Consider the following 17,725-nt stretch of genomic DNA (forward strand, 5'->3'; position numbering starts at 1 on the left):
CATGCCGAGTACTCGTGCGCTGAAAAATCGCATTCGCTCGGTGGATTCGACCAAGCAGATCACCAAGGCGATGCAATTGGTGGCCGCCAGCAAGATGCGCCGCGCCCAAGAGGCGGACAAGGCCTCGGCCCCCTACACTATGGCAGCCGAGGAGCTGCTGAGCTACCTAGCCAGCCAAGGTGCGACTGACAATCACCCGCTGTTTAAGCGCCGCAAAATTACCAAGCGCTTGATCATCGTCATCGCTAGCGACAAAGGTCTGGCTGGTGCGTATAACACCAATGTCCTGAAGAAATATCTGGAGCTGCTGAAGCGTGATGATGAGCGTGGCATTGAAAACTTAACCTTGACGATTGGCCGCCGAGCTTCGCAATTTGCCTCGCGCCTGAAGGATACGAAGATTATCGGTACGTACGAGGATTTGCCAGATCAGCCGTCTGGACTCACCTTTCACACGATTTTGAATACCGCCATTAGCATGTTTGAGAATGGCGATGTTGACGCGGTGACGCTGGTGTATACGCAGTTTGTCAATAGCATGGTGCAGACGGCGGAGCTGTCGCGCTTGCTGCCGGCAGGTACTAAAGCATTGATCGATCCAAGCGAGGTCTCGAATACGGTTTCTGATGCCAAGTACGAGCCGAGCATTCCGGAAGTGCTGGACGCCGTAGCGAATCGTTTGACGGGCGCGCGATTGCTGCAGGCGTTGCTGGACGCTCGCGCCTCAGAACATTCTATGCGGATGATGGCTATGAAGAATGCGACGGATAATGCGTCTGATCTGGTGGATGACTTGACGCTAGCGATGAACAAAGCCCGCCAAGGTGCAATTACCCAGGAGCTGGCGGAAATTTCCGGCGGCGTGGAGGCGATGGAACAATGAGCGTGTATTTTGCTTGCTACGATGAAGATCAGCTCTCAGGAAAAGTATCCTTGCGCACTGAAGCTATCCAGCGAACTAAACGGGGTATTTTGGATAAAAATTTAACAATTGATAGAATCATTACTTCACCGCTTCTTGTTGCAAGGGCTGCCGCTAAGGAAATAGCTCAAACGGCTGGATCCGATGATGTACAAATTAGTTTTGATGAGCGATGGCTGGATTTTGATATCGACGCACTAATGTACTGGTTGAGAAATGGGTGGCACGGTAAATCTCCGAGACCAGAGCGTGAGCTCAGGCCGCTAGATAAGATATTAACAACTATCGCATCTGCTTATGAGGACGCAGTTCGTTTGCCTGGAGTTACTCTCATCATTAGCAATAGTGAGGTGTATAAATTTTTGCAAGCACATATACAGAGATTATCTATTGATGAAGTGGCATCGCTAAAAGGTATTAAGAATGGCGAGATAATCGAGATAGTAAAAGGAGGAATTGATGAGTAAAACACTAGGAAAAATTATTCAAATCGTTGGTGTGGTGGTCGATGTGGAATTTCCGCGCGATGTTAAGCTGCCGGCGATTTATGACGCGTTGCATGTCAAGAACGGCAAAGAGACGCTGGTGCTGGAAGTAGCGCAGCACCTCGACGAGCACACGGTGCGGACGATTGCCCTGTCGTCGACCGACGGCTTGGCTCGCGGTGCGGAAGTGGTGGCGACTGGTGCACCGATTTCTGTGCCAGTGGGTGCTGAGACTCAGGGGCGCATGTTCAACGTGGTTGGTGAAGCGATTGACGAGAAACCCCAACCAAAGGGCAAAACCGCGCCAATTCACCGCCCTGCTCCGGATCTGAGCGAGCAGTCGAACAAAACGGAGATTTTGGAAACTGGTATCAAGGTTGTTGACCTTATCGCGCCGCTGGCCAAAGGTGGTAAAGCCGGTCTGTTCGCCGGTGCTGGTGTCGGTAAAACCGTCTTGATCACCGAGCTAATCAACAACATTGCCAAGTTCCATTCTGGTAACTCGGTGTTTACTGGTGTTGGTGAGCGTACTCGCGAAGGAAATGACTTGTACTACGAAATGGAAGAAGCCGGCGTGCTGGACAAGACTTCGCTGGTGTTTGGTCAGATGAACGAGCCACCTGGAGCACGTCTGCGCGTGGCGCTCTCGGGTCTGGCGATGGCCGAAGCTTTCCGTGATGAAGGCAAAGACGTGCTGCTGTTTATCGACAATATTTACCGCTACACTCAGGCTGGTGCTGAGGTGTCGGCACTGCTGGGTCGTTTGCCAAGCGCTGTGGGTTATCAGCCGAACTTGCAGCAAGAAATGGGTGCTCTCCAGGAGCGCATCACATCAACGAAAAAGGGCTCGATCACCTCTGTTCAGGCTGTCTACGTGCCAGCTGACGACTTGACTGACCCAGCGCCGGCGACGACCTTCGCTCACCTGGATGCGACCATCGTGATGAACCGTGCTTTGACGGAAATTGGTATTTACCCTGCCGTTGACGTGTTGGACTCCAGCTCTAACTCGCTCGACCCAGAAATCGTTGGCGAGGAACATTACCGGGTGGCACGCGAAGTGCAGCGAGTGCTGCAGCAGTACAAAGAATTGCAGGACATCATCGCCATCCTCGGTATGGAGGAATTATCGGATGACCAGAAGCAAATCGTCGCTCGGGCGCGCCGCATCCAGCGCTTCTTGGCGCAGCCATTCCATGTGGCCGAGAAATTTACCGGCAACCCTGGCGTGTACGTCAAGCTGGAAGACACCATTCGCGACGCTGCCGACATTTTGGCTGGTAAATACGACGACAAGCCAGAAAGCTGGTTCTACATGGTGCAAGGCACATTGGCCGACCAAGTAGCCCGCGACGCTGAAAACGCCAAGCAACCAGAGGTAAAGAAGGACTAGCCTGATGAATTTGAAGCTGGTAACACTCGGTGGTGTCAAGCTGGATGAGGCGGTCTACTCGGTAACTATTCCGACGATTGACGGCGAAATTTCGGTACTGCCGAGTCACGAACCGCTGGTGACGGTGGCTAAGGACGGCGTGATCACCGTGCGCTGGCGTCAAGAAGACCCCGACAATCAGTTGGAGTATTTCGCAATCTCCGGCGGCGTGGTGAAAATTGATTATTCATCGGTGCAGATCCTGGTGGACGAGGCGGATCATGGCGACGACATCATCGAGGCGGAGACTCAGGCGGCCCTGGAGCGCGCTATCAAAGCCCGCGACGAAGCCGGCGACCAAGTCGAACGCGAGAAAGCCAAACAGCTCATTGACCGGCATATGGTGCGGCTGAAGGTAGCGGACTTGCATCGGCGCAAGCGACGACGGTAGTAGATTGTTTACAGTGTCATTTTAGGCGCACGTTTGATTACGATGTGTCTTGCGGTCGGTTATGGGCGCTCAGTTTTATTGATCATCCAGTAATTGGCGGACTTCGTCGGTGCTGGTGGTGTGCATCAATTGCTCGCGCAGTTCCTTGGCGCCGTCGAAGTCGCGGATGTAGATTTTGAAGAAGCGTTTGAGGGTTTCAAAGGGGCGGCCGAGGGTTGATTGATGGTGGTCGAAGAGGTCGAGGTGGTAATGTAGTAGATATATAAGCTCTGATTTAGTATTGTCGCTCCCGTCGTCGCCGTCTGCGACGGCACGTAGGTCACTAAACGCGGGTCCTGCTAGTCGGTCCGCCCCTTCTTCTGAAAAATCAGAGATTTGTTCAGAAGTGGGTGCTGCCCCGCCGACTATCACCCGCTTATCCTCGATCTCCGAAGACACTCCGCCTTTCCGAAAACAAAACGGATCGCTAAAAATCCCCCGCCCGATCATGATGCCGTTGAGGCCTGGGTGGGCTCTAACTAATTCTTCGCCATGAGCGCGGTCGCGAATGTCACCGTTGATAGTCAGTAACGTTTGTGGGGCGATTTCGTCACGTAGTTTGATGATGTCGTCGATGAGTTCGTAGTGCGCCGGGACTTTGCTCATTTCTTTCTTGGTGCGCAGGTGGACGGTTAGGTTGACAATATTTTGCTCAAGTAATGTCGTAAGCCATTCGCGCCATTCGTCAACATGCGTATAGCCCAGGCGTGTTTTGACGCTGACTGGTAATCCAGCAGTTTTAGCAGCGGCGATGGCAGCAACTGCTACGTCGGGTCGGCGGATGAGCGCTGCGCCACCAGATTTGATGGCGGATTTGGCGGGGCAGCCCATGTTGATGTCGATACCGTCGAAGCCAAGCCTGGCACAATAGCCAGCAAATTGCTCCATGTCGCCCGGCTCACCGCCCCATATCTGGGCGACCAATGGATGCTCATCGTCGGTTTTGACCAGCCGCCCAGCGATGGCCTTGTCGCCAGCGTGTACCCAGCCGGTGGCATTGGCGAACTCGGTGAAAAACACGTCGGGCGCGCCCGCCTGCTTCACGACATGACGAAACACCACGTCGGTGATGGCTTCCATCGGCGCCAAGATGAAAAATGGCTGCGGTAGATTGTCCCAAAAGGTCATGTTCACGTCACCAGTCCTTTGCTAAACAATATACTTTCCGCGATAAATAGACGCAGCGCCTCTAGCTCGCCGCAAACCTGCGCTCGCTCCAGATAGGTATAGTACGCTCGCTTGCGCTCTTTGGTGACGAGGGGCGGCACCAGTCCCAATTGCAGGGCCTGAACGAAGAGCAAGAGTCGCCCGGTGCGACCGTTGCCATCGCTAAATGGATGGATTTTTTCAAATGTTGCATGAGTACGGGCGAGCCATTCAATTGGCTCTGTTTTGGGCAATCTGTTCATTTCGTCAATACATTCCGACATCGCTTCAGTGATGCGCAGATGGTTTACTGTTGTGACGCGGCTACCCATGATGCGCACACCGTGCCGGCGGTAGAGTCCGGCGTCAGACACCAGCGTATTCATTAGTCGGACGTGCGTTTGCAAGATCAGCTCTTCGCTCCACGTAAAATGTGCCCCTTCTTTGTGTAAGGTATCCAGTAGAAAGTAGAGCGCAGTGCGGTGGTTACGGGCCTCTATCTGTTCGCGCGCTGTCTTGTTGGCGAGGACGCGATTATCATCGTTCAGCACCTCTGCGACGTCTGCTAGGGTCATTGTGCTACCCTCGATCGTGTTCGTGTGGTAGGTCAAGTGGAGCGTCAGGATGTCAAGTAGTTCTTGATTCGCCAGGAGTGTCCGGATCGTCATGCGGCTGGCCTGGGCGGCACGTTCAGTAGCGAGGCGCTTCGCCTCGTCGATGGTGTCCTGCCCGATCATCTCTTGATGTAATAGCCGAATATTCGCCAGGTTTTTGGCACGCGGCGACATGTGTTGGTGTACCCAGGCGTTGAGTGTACGCACCGGCACATCTAAGCGACGCGCTAGTTGTTCTTGGGTGAGGCCTGTCCGCATCAGAATTTCTTGGAGTAATTGCGCAGCATTCATGTCGTGATATTACCAAAACATCATGATGTTTGTCAAATAGCACGATGTTTGCTAGGAGTCTGATGGTATGGTAGCGAGGGTTTTTGGATGTACAAGTGGCTACCCCTGCCCGACAATCATCCCCCCAAAAAAGGTGAAATCCCCGCGTCAATGATGACGCGGGGTGGTGGACTCAAGCGGTTCTGCTCGGAGTTGATCTCATCGCTGAGAAAAACTGCTACGAGTGAACTCGCGAGTCCTGAGGATTTAAGAACGGTAGCGTCACAAGCACGCAGATTCCGTTCCGATGAACAGGCGAGACCTTGAAAGGCGAAGGTCCCTTTAGCCTATCCATACCGCTGGCTCAAGTTACTGCTTGATGATGACAGTAACGAACCGCTTGTAGCGGTTGCTAGATGGGCGAAAACAATGCTGTTTTCGTGATAGACCAGAGTGGAGGTTATTGGCCTATCATGCGTACTGTTTGCAGCTCAACGCTGAGCTATAGCACGCACCCCAGCGGATGTGGCGGGAGTCGAACCCGCGAGGCTCGGCGGTTTTTTAAGACCTCGCCTCCTGACCTAGCACACCCTATGATCTGTTTTTCCGAGACTTAACGGATCTCGGCGGGGGATCACCCCCGGGACTTTTCGTGTCCCGCCTGCAAACGGCCAGGCTATTTCAGGACGGTGCTACCACAGTGGCAGCACCGATACCCGTGCTGCTTTTGCAGGGCGTTGCCATCATACCAGATGGTCTGATGGCAACACGAGCAGGTTGATCTCGTGGTGTCGTTACCACGAGACTCCTTACTTGTTCGGACATAGTCATAACCGAATAGTCCCATGAGTTTCACCTCCTCTCACGGGACTTGGCGGGTTGCAGTGAGTGAAGCGCTTTCCACCAGACACTACTCTGCGGATGCAGAGTGATAGGCGTCTGAGCGCACTCACCCAACAACTCTTCGACGAAGAGTCAAGTACGTTTATATCATACATAACTCAAAAAGTCAACAACCCCCAGTGATCTATTTCAATACAGCATAAGGTTCTAGCGGGAGTGAATCTGGGCAGAGAGTCGTGTCCTTATTCTCGCTATGCCCCGCGGAGGGATTACCACTCCTCTGTCAATAAATCCTGCTCAAACTGCACCATCCCCTTATAATCCGCTGAATACCCAGAAATATCCGGTAGTTCCAGGGTGGTGATTTTCTGCCAGACGACGCTGATCAGCCGGGCGAATTCAGCTAGTTCTTCCTCAGAGAACGTGTCTTCCAAGCTGAGGATGTCGCCGGTTTTCGTATCTGGCTCGACGAATTGTAGGCGGGCGCCGGTGAAGCTGAAATTGCCATAATCACGTGATGACGTGACCAGGAGTTGATAAAACATCAGCTGCTGGCGGTATTTGTGGAGCTTGATTTTTTCATAATCAGATGTGCCCTTCCAGGAGTGTGACGGCTTGCCGGTCTTGTAATCGGTCACGAATATGGTTTTATTATTCTTATCAATGTCGGCGACGTCCAGCTTGCCGGTCAGGCGCGCGCTGCTAACGACGACGCCTTGATGAGCGAAATCAAGTTCCGCGAGCTCCGTGTCATGAAAATCGGACGATTTGGCGTCCAGAAACACCGTCAGCGCCGCCGTGCCCTTGTCTAGATATAGCTTGAAATCGTCCGGCGGCAGGTGCTGAGCCTCGAGCGATGTGCGAAAATAGTGGAGAATGCGTTCGGTAGGTGGCAGATGATGGTCAGCGCGCAGTAGGTTGTGCAGCTGCTGGAGACTGGCGTGAATGGCGGTGCCGTAGCTGGCGGCGGGACTTTTGGCGGACGGAAAGCGTAGCAGATTATTCAACAAAAAGTTCTGCGGACCGCCGCGCGAGACGTCGAGGAAACTATTGAGATGAGTAACGGAAAGTTTGTAGGTCTCTAAGGTCGGCGCCAGTACATCCTGGAGCTCCGCGGTAATCGGCGCGCTCAGCCGCGTGCTCCAGTCGGTTTGCGCCACGGTGATTTGCGCTGCGGGCGTATCGGCAGCGGGGATAATCGTCGGCGTGTGGTCGGTCAGAAAACTGGCGATCATGGTGTCGCTGCCGGCGTCGTTGGTCTGGGAGTACGTCATGGTCAAGGTGGTTTTGGCGCGGGTCATCGCCACGAAGAATAGCCGTAGCCGCTCGTCGTAGCTGGCGCCAGCGGGCTGGAGCTGGAGGTTGGCGGGATAGCGAATCAGCCGCGAGCGCGAGCGGACTTTCTCGCCCCAGGCACTGTCGATTGCCCCGATGACGAAGACATGCGGGAATTCCAGACCTTTGGATTTATGGGCGGTCATCAGGTTGATGGCGCCGCCGAGGGCGCTGGCCTGGGGGCGGATGTGCGTCAGGCGGGTTTTGGTCGAGCGGTGCAGGTCGATGAATTCCAGGAAGTCCGCCAGCGTCGGGATTTCGTCGGTAGCGCGGTCGCGTAATTTTTGGCGCAGCGTGCGCAGGCTCTCGAGCGTGGCTAGGTAGGCGTCGGGGTGTTTGGCAAGGGCTTCAGGCGAAAAGTAGTGGGCAGCGAGAGAATTAAGCGAAGAGCCTTTACTGGGACTCCTCTTTTCGCGCCGGGCGTCTGAGGACGCTCGGGCTGCAATCGCTGTACGGAGCTTTAAGGAAAGCTCCTCGCCGGTTGGTTGCAATCGCTGTACGGAGTCGATTGGAGTAATTCCAGCACTCATCTCTAGCCCTAGTAACTTATCCAACTGCTCCTCCAGCGGCAAATTTGGTACGTCCCTGGCTCGCTCCAGCAGCCACTCGCCAAACGGCTGAAAAGTGCTGCTTGACAGCATACTCTCCAGCCATAGCTGCCGATGGTTATAGGCATGGAGGCTGAGCCGCCAGATATCCAGCGCCGAAAAGCCAAACGCCGGATGGGCGATGACCTCTGGCAGCAGACTGTTGGCGGCGTCGAGATTATTCTGATGAATCGCCATGACCACCCGCGCCAGCTTGTCCAGCGCTTGAATAATATCCTGCTCTAAAATATCATCGTGCCGCTCGTAATTGACCGTCAGATTCTGGCGATACAGGTGCGGCAGCAGCTCGATCAGCTCCTTGTGATGGCGGGCGATGACGGTGATGTGCGCTGGGTTTTCGCCGCGTTTGATCAGCTCGGCAATTTGCTGTGCTACCCCTGCCCGCTCCTCGCTCGCCGAGGTAAATTCCTGCACCTGAACCTGGGCGCCGCTACCAGACGCATGCGCGGTCAATTGCTTTGACAAGCCGTCAATGGTGTTCTCCAGGCGATCCGTCCCTTGGGTGATCACCCCGCGCGCCGCCGTCAGGATGTCAGCTGCCGAGCGGTAATTGTCCGTCAGCACGATGATTTTCGGGTCGTGATAGCGCTGGCGGAAGCGCTGGATATTGCCAACATCCGCGCCCTGAAAACTAAAAATCGCCTGATCGTCGTCGCCGACCGCCATGATGTTGGGATTGTCCTCATTGCCGGTCAGGTCAAATAGTAGCCGCAGCTGCGCCAGGTTGGTGTCCTGAAATTCGTCGACCATGATGAACTGGAATTGTTCCTGGAGGTTGGCGCGTAGTTCCGGGTGAGTCTCGCAGGCTTGAATGACGGACAAAATCATGTCGTCGTAGTCAAACAGCGAGCGCTCGGCTAGGGCGTTGCCGTATGCTTCGTAGACGTCAATGGCGGCGGATAGTTTCTCGCTGGCAGTGGCGTCTTTGAGGACGAATTCGCCGCTGGCGTTCTTTTCACACCACTTGTTTTTCCAGGTGGTCAGCGGTTTGGCGGAGCTAGCGTCGATGGCCTCTTGGGCCGCGTGAGCGATGCTGAGTGCCAGAACGTGGGCGTACGGGGTGATGGAGGACGGTAGATTGGTGATTGTAACAGAATTTCCCTCGCCGATTCTCTCGATAATCTTCTCTGCTAATGGCGCAAATAATTCAATGGTTTTTTTAGAAATTTTACTGGCAAATACCTGCTGGATATCAGGGGCAATGTCGGCGATAATGCGCTGGTTATCCGCCATCACTAGCCGCAGCTCCGCCGGCGTGAGGCCGCTCTGTTTGAACTCGGAAATAACTCGGATTAACTCACTGGTGTAGACGAACTCACCGTTGTTTTTAGCGCTTAGCGGATTACGCCAGTCAAGCCCCTCGAGGATCCCCGTCACAATTTGGTGCTGCGTCAGCTCATCTGCCGGCTGGGCATCAGCGCCGCGGAAAAAGTATTGGCGGTGCTGATTGATAATCTCCGTGCCGAAGCTGTGAAAGGTGTGAATGGCGATTTTATACGCATCCTCGCCGATGATCTGGCGCAGGCGCTGGCGCATGTTGGCGGCGCCGCTCTCGGTAAACGTCAGGCACAAAATACTATCCGGCAGCGTGTCGGTCTGGCGCAAAATCTGGGCGGTGCGCATGCTCAGCAGTTCGGTCTTGCCTGTGCCCGGTCCGGCGATCACCAGGAGCGAGCCGTGAATGTAATCGACCGCCTGGCGCTGATTGGCGTTCAGTTTGGCGTAGCGCGTGTCAAAGTCCATGAGTCAATTGTAGCACGCTGGCACAAGCACCGGTAACAATGGTAAAATAGAAGGTATGCATGATGAACGGGCGCTCGCGGCGCTGATTGATGATCAGTTTGGACTGACGGTCGAGATCCAGTCGGTTGTGTTGCCGATGAGCGATGTCAGCCGCACGGCACAGGCGACGGTGGTGCTTGATAGGACGGGCGAATTGTTGGCTTACATCACAGCGCGGGCCATCATGACGCTGGGCGATGTCAAGCGGTTGGTGCGGCGAATGGGCTTGCGGCCGGAGCGATTCGTACCGCCAAAACACCAGCCGAATTACTTTGACGACGTGGCGACTGAGAAGTTTCAGGCGGTTTTTCCGGGGATGAATGTGACTTCGCCGGATGACTTGATATATTATCGGACGCTGGTGCCGTATAATCCAGCCCTGGTCGTCATATCAGAGGTCAGGCGCAGTGAGATATACCAATTTGACCCGGACGCCCGCGGCGGCTATCGTGTCGGGGCGCGATTACATTACAAAAGGAGCGAGGCAATATAATGCGAGATTATCTGGATATTATCAAGAGAAATTTACTATCGCCGATTGTGCTAGCGATTTTCCTGTTGGCGGGGGTGCTGATTTATGTGCGGGAGTACCGGGACGCTTGGTTTATCTCGGTGGTGATCGTGGTCAACTCGCTGATCGGCATCGTGCAGGAAATTCGTGCCAAACGGGTGCTGCACCGGCTGGAGCTGATGAGTGCGCCCAGGGCGCGGGTGCTGCGCGACAGCCAGGCGGTGGAAGTGCCGTACGATTCGCTGGTGGTGGGTGATGAGATTATCCTACAGGCTGGTGATGAGCTGCCGGCGGACGCAGAAGTAACGGTGTCGAAGGGCTTGGAGCTCAATGAAAGCATGCTGACTGGCGAGTCAGCGGCGGTCGAGAAAGCGGCTGGTGACACGGTGCTGGCGGCAACCACGGTGCTGGCGGGCGAAGGTACGGCGCGGGTCACGGCGGTCGGCGACCAGACAAAAGCCGGCGCCATCAGCCAAGTCCTCAAGCGCTACAAACCGGAGTTGACTCCATTGCAGGTGGCAATTTGGAGAGCGATTACCTTCTTGACATACGGCGCGATCGTGTTGGCAGCGCTGATTTTTATTGTGTATTATTTGTCGGGCGATAATATGGTAATCATCCTCAAGACGATCACCTCGTCAGCAGTGACAGTGGTGCCGGAGGGATTACTGCTGGCTAGTTCCCTGCTGCTGGCGTTCGGCTCGCTGCGGCTGGCGCAGGCCAAGGTGTTGCCGCAGAAATTGGCGGCGATCGAGGCGATGGCACTGCTTAATTTATTGGCAGTGGACAAGACTGGCACGCTGACCAGCGACGAAGTGACGCTGGAGCGGGTGGTGGCGTTTGATGAGATGGGTGTGTCAACAAGTCCGGCAACAGCTACCTCAGAAAAGCTACACGCCGCGCGCCCGGTGGTCGCTCGGGTTTCGGATTTTTCTGAGTCAGCTATTGCCGGACTGGCAGCCCTCATTGCCCATGAAACCAGCGGCGGCAATATTACCGGGCAGGCGATCCTAGCGGAAATCACGCCGCCCAAGCACGCAGATATCATCGAGGTGATGGCTTTTTCCTCGGCGCGCAAGATGGCGGGTGTCCGGGCGAAGGTTGACAGTGCGGTGCGGACATTGATGATGGGAGCGCCGGAGTTTGTGGCTAAGCTAGCGCCGGTTGACACCATGCTCCAGCGCCAGCTGGATGAGTGGGCGGATAGCGGCCTCAGGGTGTTGATGCTGGCTGAATTTGATGATGAAACAACGAAACTCAAGGATCTGCCGGACGGCTCTGGGCGGGCGATTGGCGCGGTGATTTTACGTAATTCCCTGCGCGACGGCGTGATTGATACGGTCAAGTTCCTCCAGGAGCAAGGCGTGGTCATTCGCGTGATTTCCGGCGATAATCCGCGCACCGTTCAGCACATCGCGCGCCAGGCGGGCATCGATAATCCAGACAAGGCCATCCTCGGCTCGGCGCTGGCGGGTCTCAGTGACAAAGCCTTCGACAAGGCCGCTGATGAACACACAATTTTTGCCCGTGTACTGCCAGAGCAAAAGGAGCGGCTGATCGCCCATTTCAAGCAGTCCGGCAAGTTCACCGGCATGGTCGGCGACGGCGTCAACGACGCGCTGGCGCTGAAAAAATCTGACCTCGGCGTGGCGATGTACGCCGGTGCTCCGGCGTCGCGGCGAGTGGCGGATATAATTTTACTCAATAATTCATTCACCTCTCTGCCGATTGGCATGAAGCTGGGTAATCGGATCATGCAAGCGATCGAAGTGATTGCCACCCTGTTCTTTCATAAGATTATTTACGGCGTGGTGTTGCTACTAAGTACCATGCTGGTTGGGCTAAATTATCCATACGCGCCGCGGCATATCACCTTCCTCAATATTTTCCTGGTGACCATGCCGACGATTATGTGGACGCTGTTTCCGCCGCGGCCGTGCCACCGGGTTAATCCAGCGCATTTCTGGCGCGACACCCTGCAGGCAGTGGCGCCGATCGCGCTACTGACGGGTCTGACGGTGGCGTTTACCTACTGGTCGGGCGTGACGCTGCATCCAAATCAGGCGGCCGAGGCGGCAACGATGACGGTTCTGACAGCGACATTCTTTGGGATTTACCTGGTGTTTTTGGTCGGGCCGATGCTCGGTGTAGTCCTTGACAAGCGGGCGCACTTAGCGCGGACGCTGTATATGGCGGGCGTGCTGTTTGTTACCTTGGTGAGCTTTGGCATTGAGCCACTCAGGCAGTTCTTTGACTTTACTATGCCAAATATCACCCTGCTCTGGCCGGGCATCGCTGTGGTCGTTCCCGTCGCCCTGGCCCAGTGGTGGCTGGCCCGCCGCGCTGGCCGGAAGTTTGCTGATATGGTAGAGGTGGCTGACGAGCGGATGAAGACGAACCGCCCAGAATGAGCGGGCGAATAGGTCTCTAATTAGTAACAACTATCTCCAATGAAAATAGCCCACCGAATGAGCTCAAGCTGCATGCGAGTATTCAACCCGAGAGATAGAAATCCTACCTCAATCAGATTGAGCGCATACGGCGAGCTATTTTCTTTTCGGTGGGCTTTTAGCCCTCGTCCTCACCTTTTTATCTCATACACTGTGACACCTATCCCGCCCATACCGAGCAACACCGAGAAGAATGCGGTCGAGCAGCTTTCGCTCTTAGCGCAATTTCGGATTCCGGTGCACTCATCGAGGCCAGAACATGCACCATCGCTGAGCATCCAACTGCCCCCCGCAACACCAATAACGGAGATGATCGCAAACACGATGAGGGCGCTCTTGGACATACCTTCCATCCTTTCAGTAAGAAAGCTCAAAGCTAAAGGGCGACTTCCGCCCTAGACAATAACTCTGAGCTGAAAGCTGATATATATATCACTAATAGAATAAAATGTCAATGGATTTTGTCAATAATGTGGTGTAATATTTTTTCTTACCCCTGTTGTGATTGTAAATAAATTTTGGGTAGCAATGATGGCTCGCATCCTCTGTCGGTGGCTGCTTTCCGCGCTATGTACACGAAAATCACCGATCCAGCTTTTGCTTGGTCGCCGCCAGATAATACCGATAATAACTCTTTGGGTCTGGCACGAAAAAGCTGTTATCGATATCGTCGTTCGGACGAATTTCAATATGCTGATCGTTGGCGTATGGCTTGATGAGGTAAGTAAACTCAAACTTATATTCGCCAGAAATTTGCTTCAATTCCTCGCTCTGATAAAGCGGGTCGGGATAATCCGTCATTACCAGCGCGAAAAAGCCTCCATTTTTATCGTCAAACAAATGAAACGCCGTGTCGGGACAGAGTGGCACAAGCGACGCCAGCTGGCGAATGTATGATGCGCCGTCGAGGATCGGGAACGCTTTGTTGATTATTTCTGGGAATAGGATATTGCAGCAGTTGTTCATGTGGTAACTTTGATTATATCAAGAAAAGTGAATAGTTTTACGACGTATCCATAATGGAACGCCTACTCTTGCCCCGCTTCTCGTAAAGCCTTATCCGTCGCCGTCACCAATTCCCGCACGGCCTCGTCATAATTCTCGTACACGCGGAAGCCGGCCGCGTACGGATGACCGCCGCCGCCGAAGTAGCCAGCCACGGTGTCGGCGATCGGTAAGTTACCGCGTAGGCGGGCGGTTAGTTTGCCGTCGGGATAAGTTTTGATAACGCAGCTGAGCGCCACGCCCTCGACCAACCGCAGCTCGTCGCCGATCAGCGCGCCGGGGTTGTAGGCGTCGCTGTAGGCTTGAATTTCCTCAAATGGCACGTGTACCAGCGCCAATTGCCCGTCCAGCAAGTATTCAATTCGCTCAATCAATTTGCCCTTGTACGCCAAGATCTCCGGTGATTTCTTCATAAATTCGCGCCGCCGTTCTTCAATTTCAGCATTGGAGGCGCCCAGCTCGGTCAATTCGCCAGCCGTGCGGAATGTTGATGCAGTGGTATTTGGCGTGGTCAGGCCCAGGCTGTCGGACATGATGGCAATCAGCAAATCTTCAGCCGCCTGCTGGTTGATAGTCCAGCCGGCGTGCGTGAACAATTGGTATAGTAATTCCCCGGTAGCCACCACCGTGTCAGAGAGCATGGTATGCTCAAAACTCAGCGTCGACTCGGCGGTGTGATGGTCGATAACTAGTACCGGATGCGTTTCCAAAAAATGCCGCGCGCCGGGTGTTTCTAAGACTTTGCTAAGCAAAATATCAGCGCTGGTATCAACGATGATAGCCAGGTCGGCACGGGCTGGAAAATCGCTAACCACCCGGTCCCAGCCGCGAATATACCGCAGATATTTGGGGATATCGACCGGGCAATACAGCGCCACGGCCTTGCCCAAATCGCTCAGTACTTCCTCTAGCGCCAAGCTAGAGCCCAGACTGTCGCCGTCAGGGTTTTCGGCTTGGATGATGACGATGTTATTGGCGGATTGGATGAGTTGCTCGGCGGTATCAAACATAGTCTTATTATAGCAGATGGGAGTTTCGGTGGTGTGGCGGGGCTATTCGTCGCGCATGTCTTTAATCGGGTTGCGTCGGGTGTTGCGGATGAGCGGTATCAGGCACGCTAGCACGGCAGCAGCGATGATACTGAGGGCGACCGCGCCGATGATCGTCCAGTCAATCGTCCAAAAATGGAAGGTTGTCGCCAAATCTTTCGGCGTCATGGCGATGCGCAGCGTCGCGGTGATTTGACTAGCCAGCAAATTGTCGGCAATATATACGACGATTAGCCCGGCGGCGATACTGAACAGCGCGGTAAGCAGCGCCACGATCATGGTGTAAACGAAATAAATTTGGCTAATATCAAGCCGCGTTGCTCCGAGCGCTCGAAAAACTGCGGATTCTTTGCGGCTGTCGGCGATGGTGCGGGAAATGATAATCAGCAAGATAAAGGCGGCGATGATCGTCACGCCGATGAACGTCCACATGATGATTGGCTTGAGGCGTTCCATGGCGTCGTAATTGACGAGCGAGTTGCTGCCGGTGGGCGACGCGAATACTACGTAGTGCGGCAGGCAGATTGACTTGTTAGATTTTTGGGTTTTGGAGGCTTCAGTGGGTTCGGGTTGCGCGGCTCCTTCGCCGCAAGAGGCAGCTGCCAGGTAGCTGCGAGCTTTATTGGGGTCGCTGAATTCATAGATAGCTAGCGTTTCGTCTCTATTGGCGCCGCCTTGATCATTGTTGGCGGTTTGAATAGTCGATTCAAGTGCTGTTTGCGCCGCGGTGGTCATCGGGCCGCGCGGCATGATCCAGGCGTACGCCAGGCGGGTGCTTAAAAATTGCTGTAAGAAGCTGCCAATATCGCTTTGGGTAGCCTTAATGCCGTCTGGCATCAGGCCGACGACGCGGAAAGTAAATTTAGCCTGGGCGGGTTCGGGCTGGGCTGAGCCAAAAGTCTGATCAAATTGGCGTTGGTTAGCTTCGGTGCGCTTGGCTTCGGCTGAACGATTATCTTTAATGACGGTTGGCGCAGCGCAGGAATCAGCGGACGGCATGGCGTATTCGCGGTCTGGCTTAACATAATCGGCGGATGGTTTCTTGGCCTGATTGGCGGCAGCTTGGATTTGCTGTTTGGCGGTTTGCAGTAACGCTCGCGAAGTCGGGTTGCGATAACAGGCGCTGAATGTCAGCTGCCCGGCTTTTTGGCGCAATTCTTTGAGTCGTGCTAGTTGCGTGTCATTGCTGGCATTTTTATCCAGCGGCTTGAGGCCAAGCAGCACTTCGGCGTCCTGGTAGCGGATAATCAGCGGGATCTCGCTGGGTTTGGCGCTGGCGTCAGCCAGCAGATAGCCGCCCAGCAATGATTGGTCGATGGTGGTTATACTGCCGAATTGCTGCTTAAATTCTTCCAGTGGTGTCGGCTGGTTGTTTTGCTGGCGCTTGTCGTCAAACGACTCAATTCCCCGCTCCATATAATTCAGCATGCCATTGGCGGCGATTGATTGAATACTAAACTGCTGCACGGCACCGTGGGTGCGGGCAAATTGCCACTGCGCGGCTGCTGTGAGGCGCGGTAATTTGGCGGTCTCCTGGCGAATAAGCCGCTGGACGATGACGCTCTGGTCGTTCGGGTACGGCTGGCTATCAGGAAACGACTGCATGATTGGCGGTTCGGATTTGGGGTCGTATGGCAGGCCGAGGCGGGCGGCCAGCGCCTGCTTGTCCTTGATCATTTGCGTACGTTCGGCTTCGGCGCGAGCAGTTAGATTTGAGGTAAATTCAATATTATTTGGCCGAATGGCAGTTTGCGCCACCAAATAGCGGCTATTCAGGCTGCCTCGATCGAATTCCTCGACGCTCCGCTGAGCGCCCATTAGCATAGTCAGCCCCGCCAGCAACGCCGCGAAAAGCAGCCCGGACACGACCACGGTGATGGACAAGCGAATACGCCGCACCCGGAGTTTGGTGCCAGCTAGCCGCAGCGAATCGGTGATTCTAAGCATCGGCTATCCTCCCGTCCTTCAGGCGGATTTCACGATCGGCTGCTGAGGCGATGTCTGGATTATGTGTAACGATAACGACTGTGGTGCCGAGTTCGCGGCGGATTTGGTGAAATAGATCAATGATGCGGTCGGAATTGGCGCTGTCCAGATTGCCTGTCGGTTCGTCGGCGAGTAAAGTATTCGGGCGATTGAATAAGGCGCGAGCGATGGCAGCGCGCTGAATTTGACCGCCGGAAAGTTCGCGCGGCAAATGGTGCATTCGGTCTGCCAGTCCGACCAATTCGGCGAGTTCCTGGGCGCGGGCGCGGCGCTGCTTGGGCTTGACGCGGGCAAACATGGCGGGAATTTCCAGATTGGCGGACAGGGTTAGGAATGGCTGCAGATAAAATGATTGAAAAACAAAGCCGATTTCGCGCGATCGGAACCGCGACAGTTGCCGGTCGGACAGGCGGCTGAGCGGCTGGTCGTTAATGAGGATTTGACCGGTGGACGGCTTGTCGAGCCCGCCGATGAGCTGCAGCAAAGTACTTTTGCCCGAGCCGCTAGCGCCAGTGATGGCTACGAATTCGCCAGCGAAAATATCAAGGCTAACGCCGTCGAGCGCTGGAATGGTCTGGCGGCTGACGCGGTAAGATTTAGCGAGGTCGGTCACAGTGATGTGGCAGCGGCCGGAACGTTCTGGTGCGGCAGCGGGCGGTGTCATAACCTTGGCGGCTGGATCGGATTTGGCGGTTGGAGGTAAGTCAACTAAGCCGGCCGAAACAGCCGGCTGAGCAAAGCCGCGGATTGCGTCGATTGCTTCCTCGACGTCGTCAAATTTCGCTAAAAATGCCGCGATATCCTCAGCGCGCACCTTCCCCACCTCTGGTTTCATGGTTGTATTGTAGCAAAAGCAG

Annotated in this window: 13 protein-coding genes; 6 read left to right on the forward strand and 7 right to left on the reverse strand. The window is 54.8% G+C overall.

The window, feature by feature from the left end:
• Position 1 precedes the first annotated feature (1 nt).
• Genes atpG through atpC form a run of 4 tightly spaced genes read left to right on the forward strand, consistent with a single transcriptional unit; the run spans position 2 to position 3,230 of the window.
• Complete coding sequence (atpG, locus tag FBF28_01910; GenBank protein QJU08318.1) at positions 2 to 883, forward strand: ATP synthase F1 subunit gamma; 882 nt, start codon at positions 2 to 4, stop codon at positions 881 to 883.
• Positions 880 to 1,389, forward strand: a complete 510-nt coding sequence (locus FBF28_01915; protein ID QJU08319.1) for a hypothetical protein — start codon at positions 880 to 882, stop codon at positions 1,387 to 1,389. Before atpG ends, FBF28_01915 begins: the two co-directional genes overlap by 4 nt.
• Positions 1,382 to 2,800: a F0F1 ATP synthase subunit beta gene (atpD, locus tag FBF28_01920; protein QJU08320.1), complete on the forward strand. Its 1,419-nt coding sequence runs from the start codon at positions 1,382 to 1,384 to the stop codon at positions 2,798 to 2,800. Before FBF28_01915 ends, atpD begins: the two co-directional genes overlap by 8 nt.
• 4 nt (positions 2,801 to 2,804) lie before the next feature.
• Positions 2,805 to 3,230, forward strand: a complete 426-nt coding sequence (gene atpC, locus FBF28_01925) for an ATP synthase F1 subunit epsilon (protein ID QJU08321.1) — start codon at positions 2,805 to 2,807, stop codon at positions 3,228 to 3,230.
• A gap of 75 nt (positions 3,231 to 3,305) precedes the next feature.
• Here the strand turns inward: atpC and FBF28_01930 are convergent, their stop codons facing one another.
• From FBF28_01930 to FBF28_01940, 3 genes are all read right to left on the reverse strand, one after another.
• The gene (locus FBF28_01930) at positions 3,306 to 4,397 is read right to left on the reverse strand and encodes a tRNA-dihydrouridine synthase family protein (GenBank protein ID QJU08322.1); all 1,092 of its coding nucleotides are present in this window, start codon (positions 4,395 to 4,397) and stop codon (positions 3,306 to 3,308) included.
• Between the two features lie 2 nt (positions 4,398 to 4,399).
• Positions 4,400 to 5,320, reverse strand: coding sequence for a hypothetical protein (locus FBF28_01935; GenBank protein ID QJU08323.1), 921 nt, complete (start codon positions 5,318 to 5,320; stop codon positions 4,400 to 4,402).
• A gap of 1,091 nt (positions 5,321 to 6,411) precedes the next feature.
• Positions 6,412 to 9,828, reverse strand: coding sequence for an ATP-dependent helicase (locus FBF28_01940; GenBank protein ID QJU08324.1), 3,417 nt, complete (start codon positions 9,826 to 9,828; stop codon positions 6,412 to 6,414).
• A 55-nt stretch (positions 9,829 to 9,883) separates the two neighbouring features.
• Between FBF28_01940 and FBF28_01945 the strand changes: the two genes are divergently transcribed.
• Both FBF28_01945 and FBF28_01950 read left to right on the forward strand, forming a co-directional pair.
• On the forward strand, positions 9,884 to 10,360 hold the full coding sequence (locus FBF28_01945; GenBank protein QJU08325.1) for a hypothetical protein: 477 nt from the start codon (positions 9,884 to 9,886) through the stop codon (positions 10,358 to 10,360).
• Complete coding sequence (locus FBF28_01950; GenBank protein QJU08326.1) at positions 10,360 to 12,789, forward strand: HAD family hydrolase; 2,430 nt, start codon at positions 10,360 to 10,362, stop codon at positions 12,787 to 12,789. The genes FBF28_01945 and FBF28_01950 overlap by 1 nt, the downstream gene beginning before the upstream one ends.
• Positions 12,790 to 13,410: 621 nt before the next feature.
• On the opposite strand, the gene FBF28_01955 is transcribed toward FBF28_01950, so the two are convergent.
• The 4 genes from FBF28_01955 to FBF28_01970 all read right to left on the reverse strand — a co-directional run bounded on the left by FBF28_01955 (position 13,411) and on the right by FBF28_01970 (position 17,703).
• Positions 13,411 to 13,794, reverse strand: a complete 384-nt coding sequence (locus FBF28_01955; GenBank protein ID QJU08327.1) for a hypothetical protein — start codon at positions 13,792 to 13,794, stop codon at positions 13,411 to 13,413.
• A 62-nt stretch (positions 13,795 to 13,856) separates the two neighbouring features.
• Positions 13,857 to 14,843 carry a hypothetical protein gene (locus FBF28_01960; protein ID QJU08328.1) on the reverse strand — a complete coding sequence of 329 codons (987 nt, stop codon included), beginning with the start codon at positions 14,841 to 14,843 and terminating at the stop codon, positions 13,857 to 13,859.
• A 42-nt stretch (positions 14,844 to 14,885) separates the two neighbouring features.
• Positions 14,886 to 16,829, reverse strand: a complete 1,944-nt coding sequence (locus FBF28_01965; GenBank protein QJU08329.1) for an ABC transporter permease — start codon at positions 16,827 to 16,829, stop codon at positions 14,886 to 14,888.
• On the reverse strand, positions 16,822 to 17,703 hold the full coding sequence (locus FBF28_01970) for an ABC transporter ATP-binding protein (GenBank protein QJU08330.1): 882 nt from the start codon (positions 17,701 to 17,703) through the stop codon (positions 16,822 to 16,824). Before FBF28_01970 ends, FBF28_01965 begins: the two co-directional genes overlap by 8 nt.
• Positions 17,704 to 17,725 lie beyond the last annotated feature (22 nt).

The sequence above is a fragment of the Candidatus Saccharibacteria bacterium oral taxon 488 genome, from assembly GCA_013099195.1.
In the GTDB taxonomy this organism is placed as follows: domain Bacteria; phylum Patescibacteriota; class Saccharimonadia; order Saccharimonadales; family Saccharimonadaceae; genus Nanosynbacter.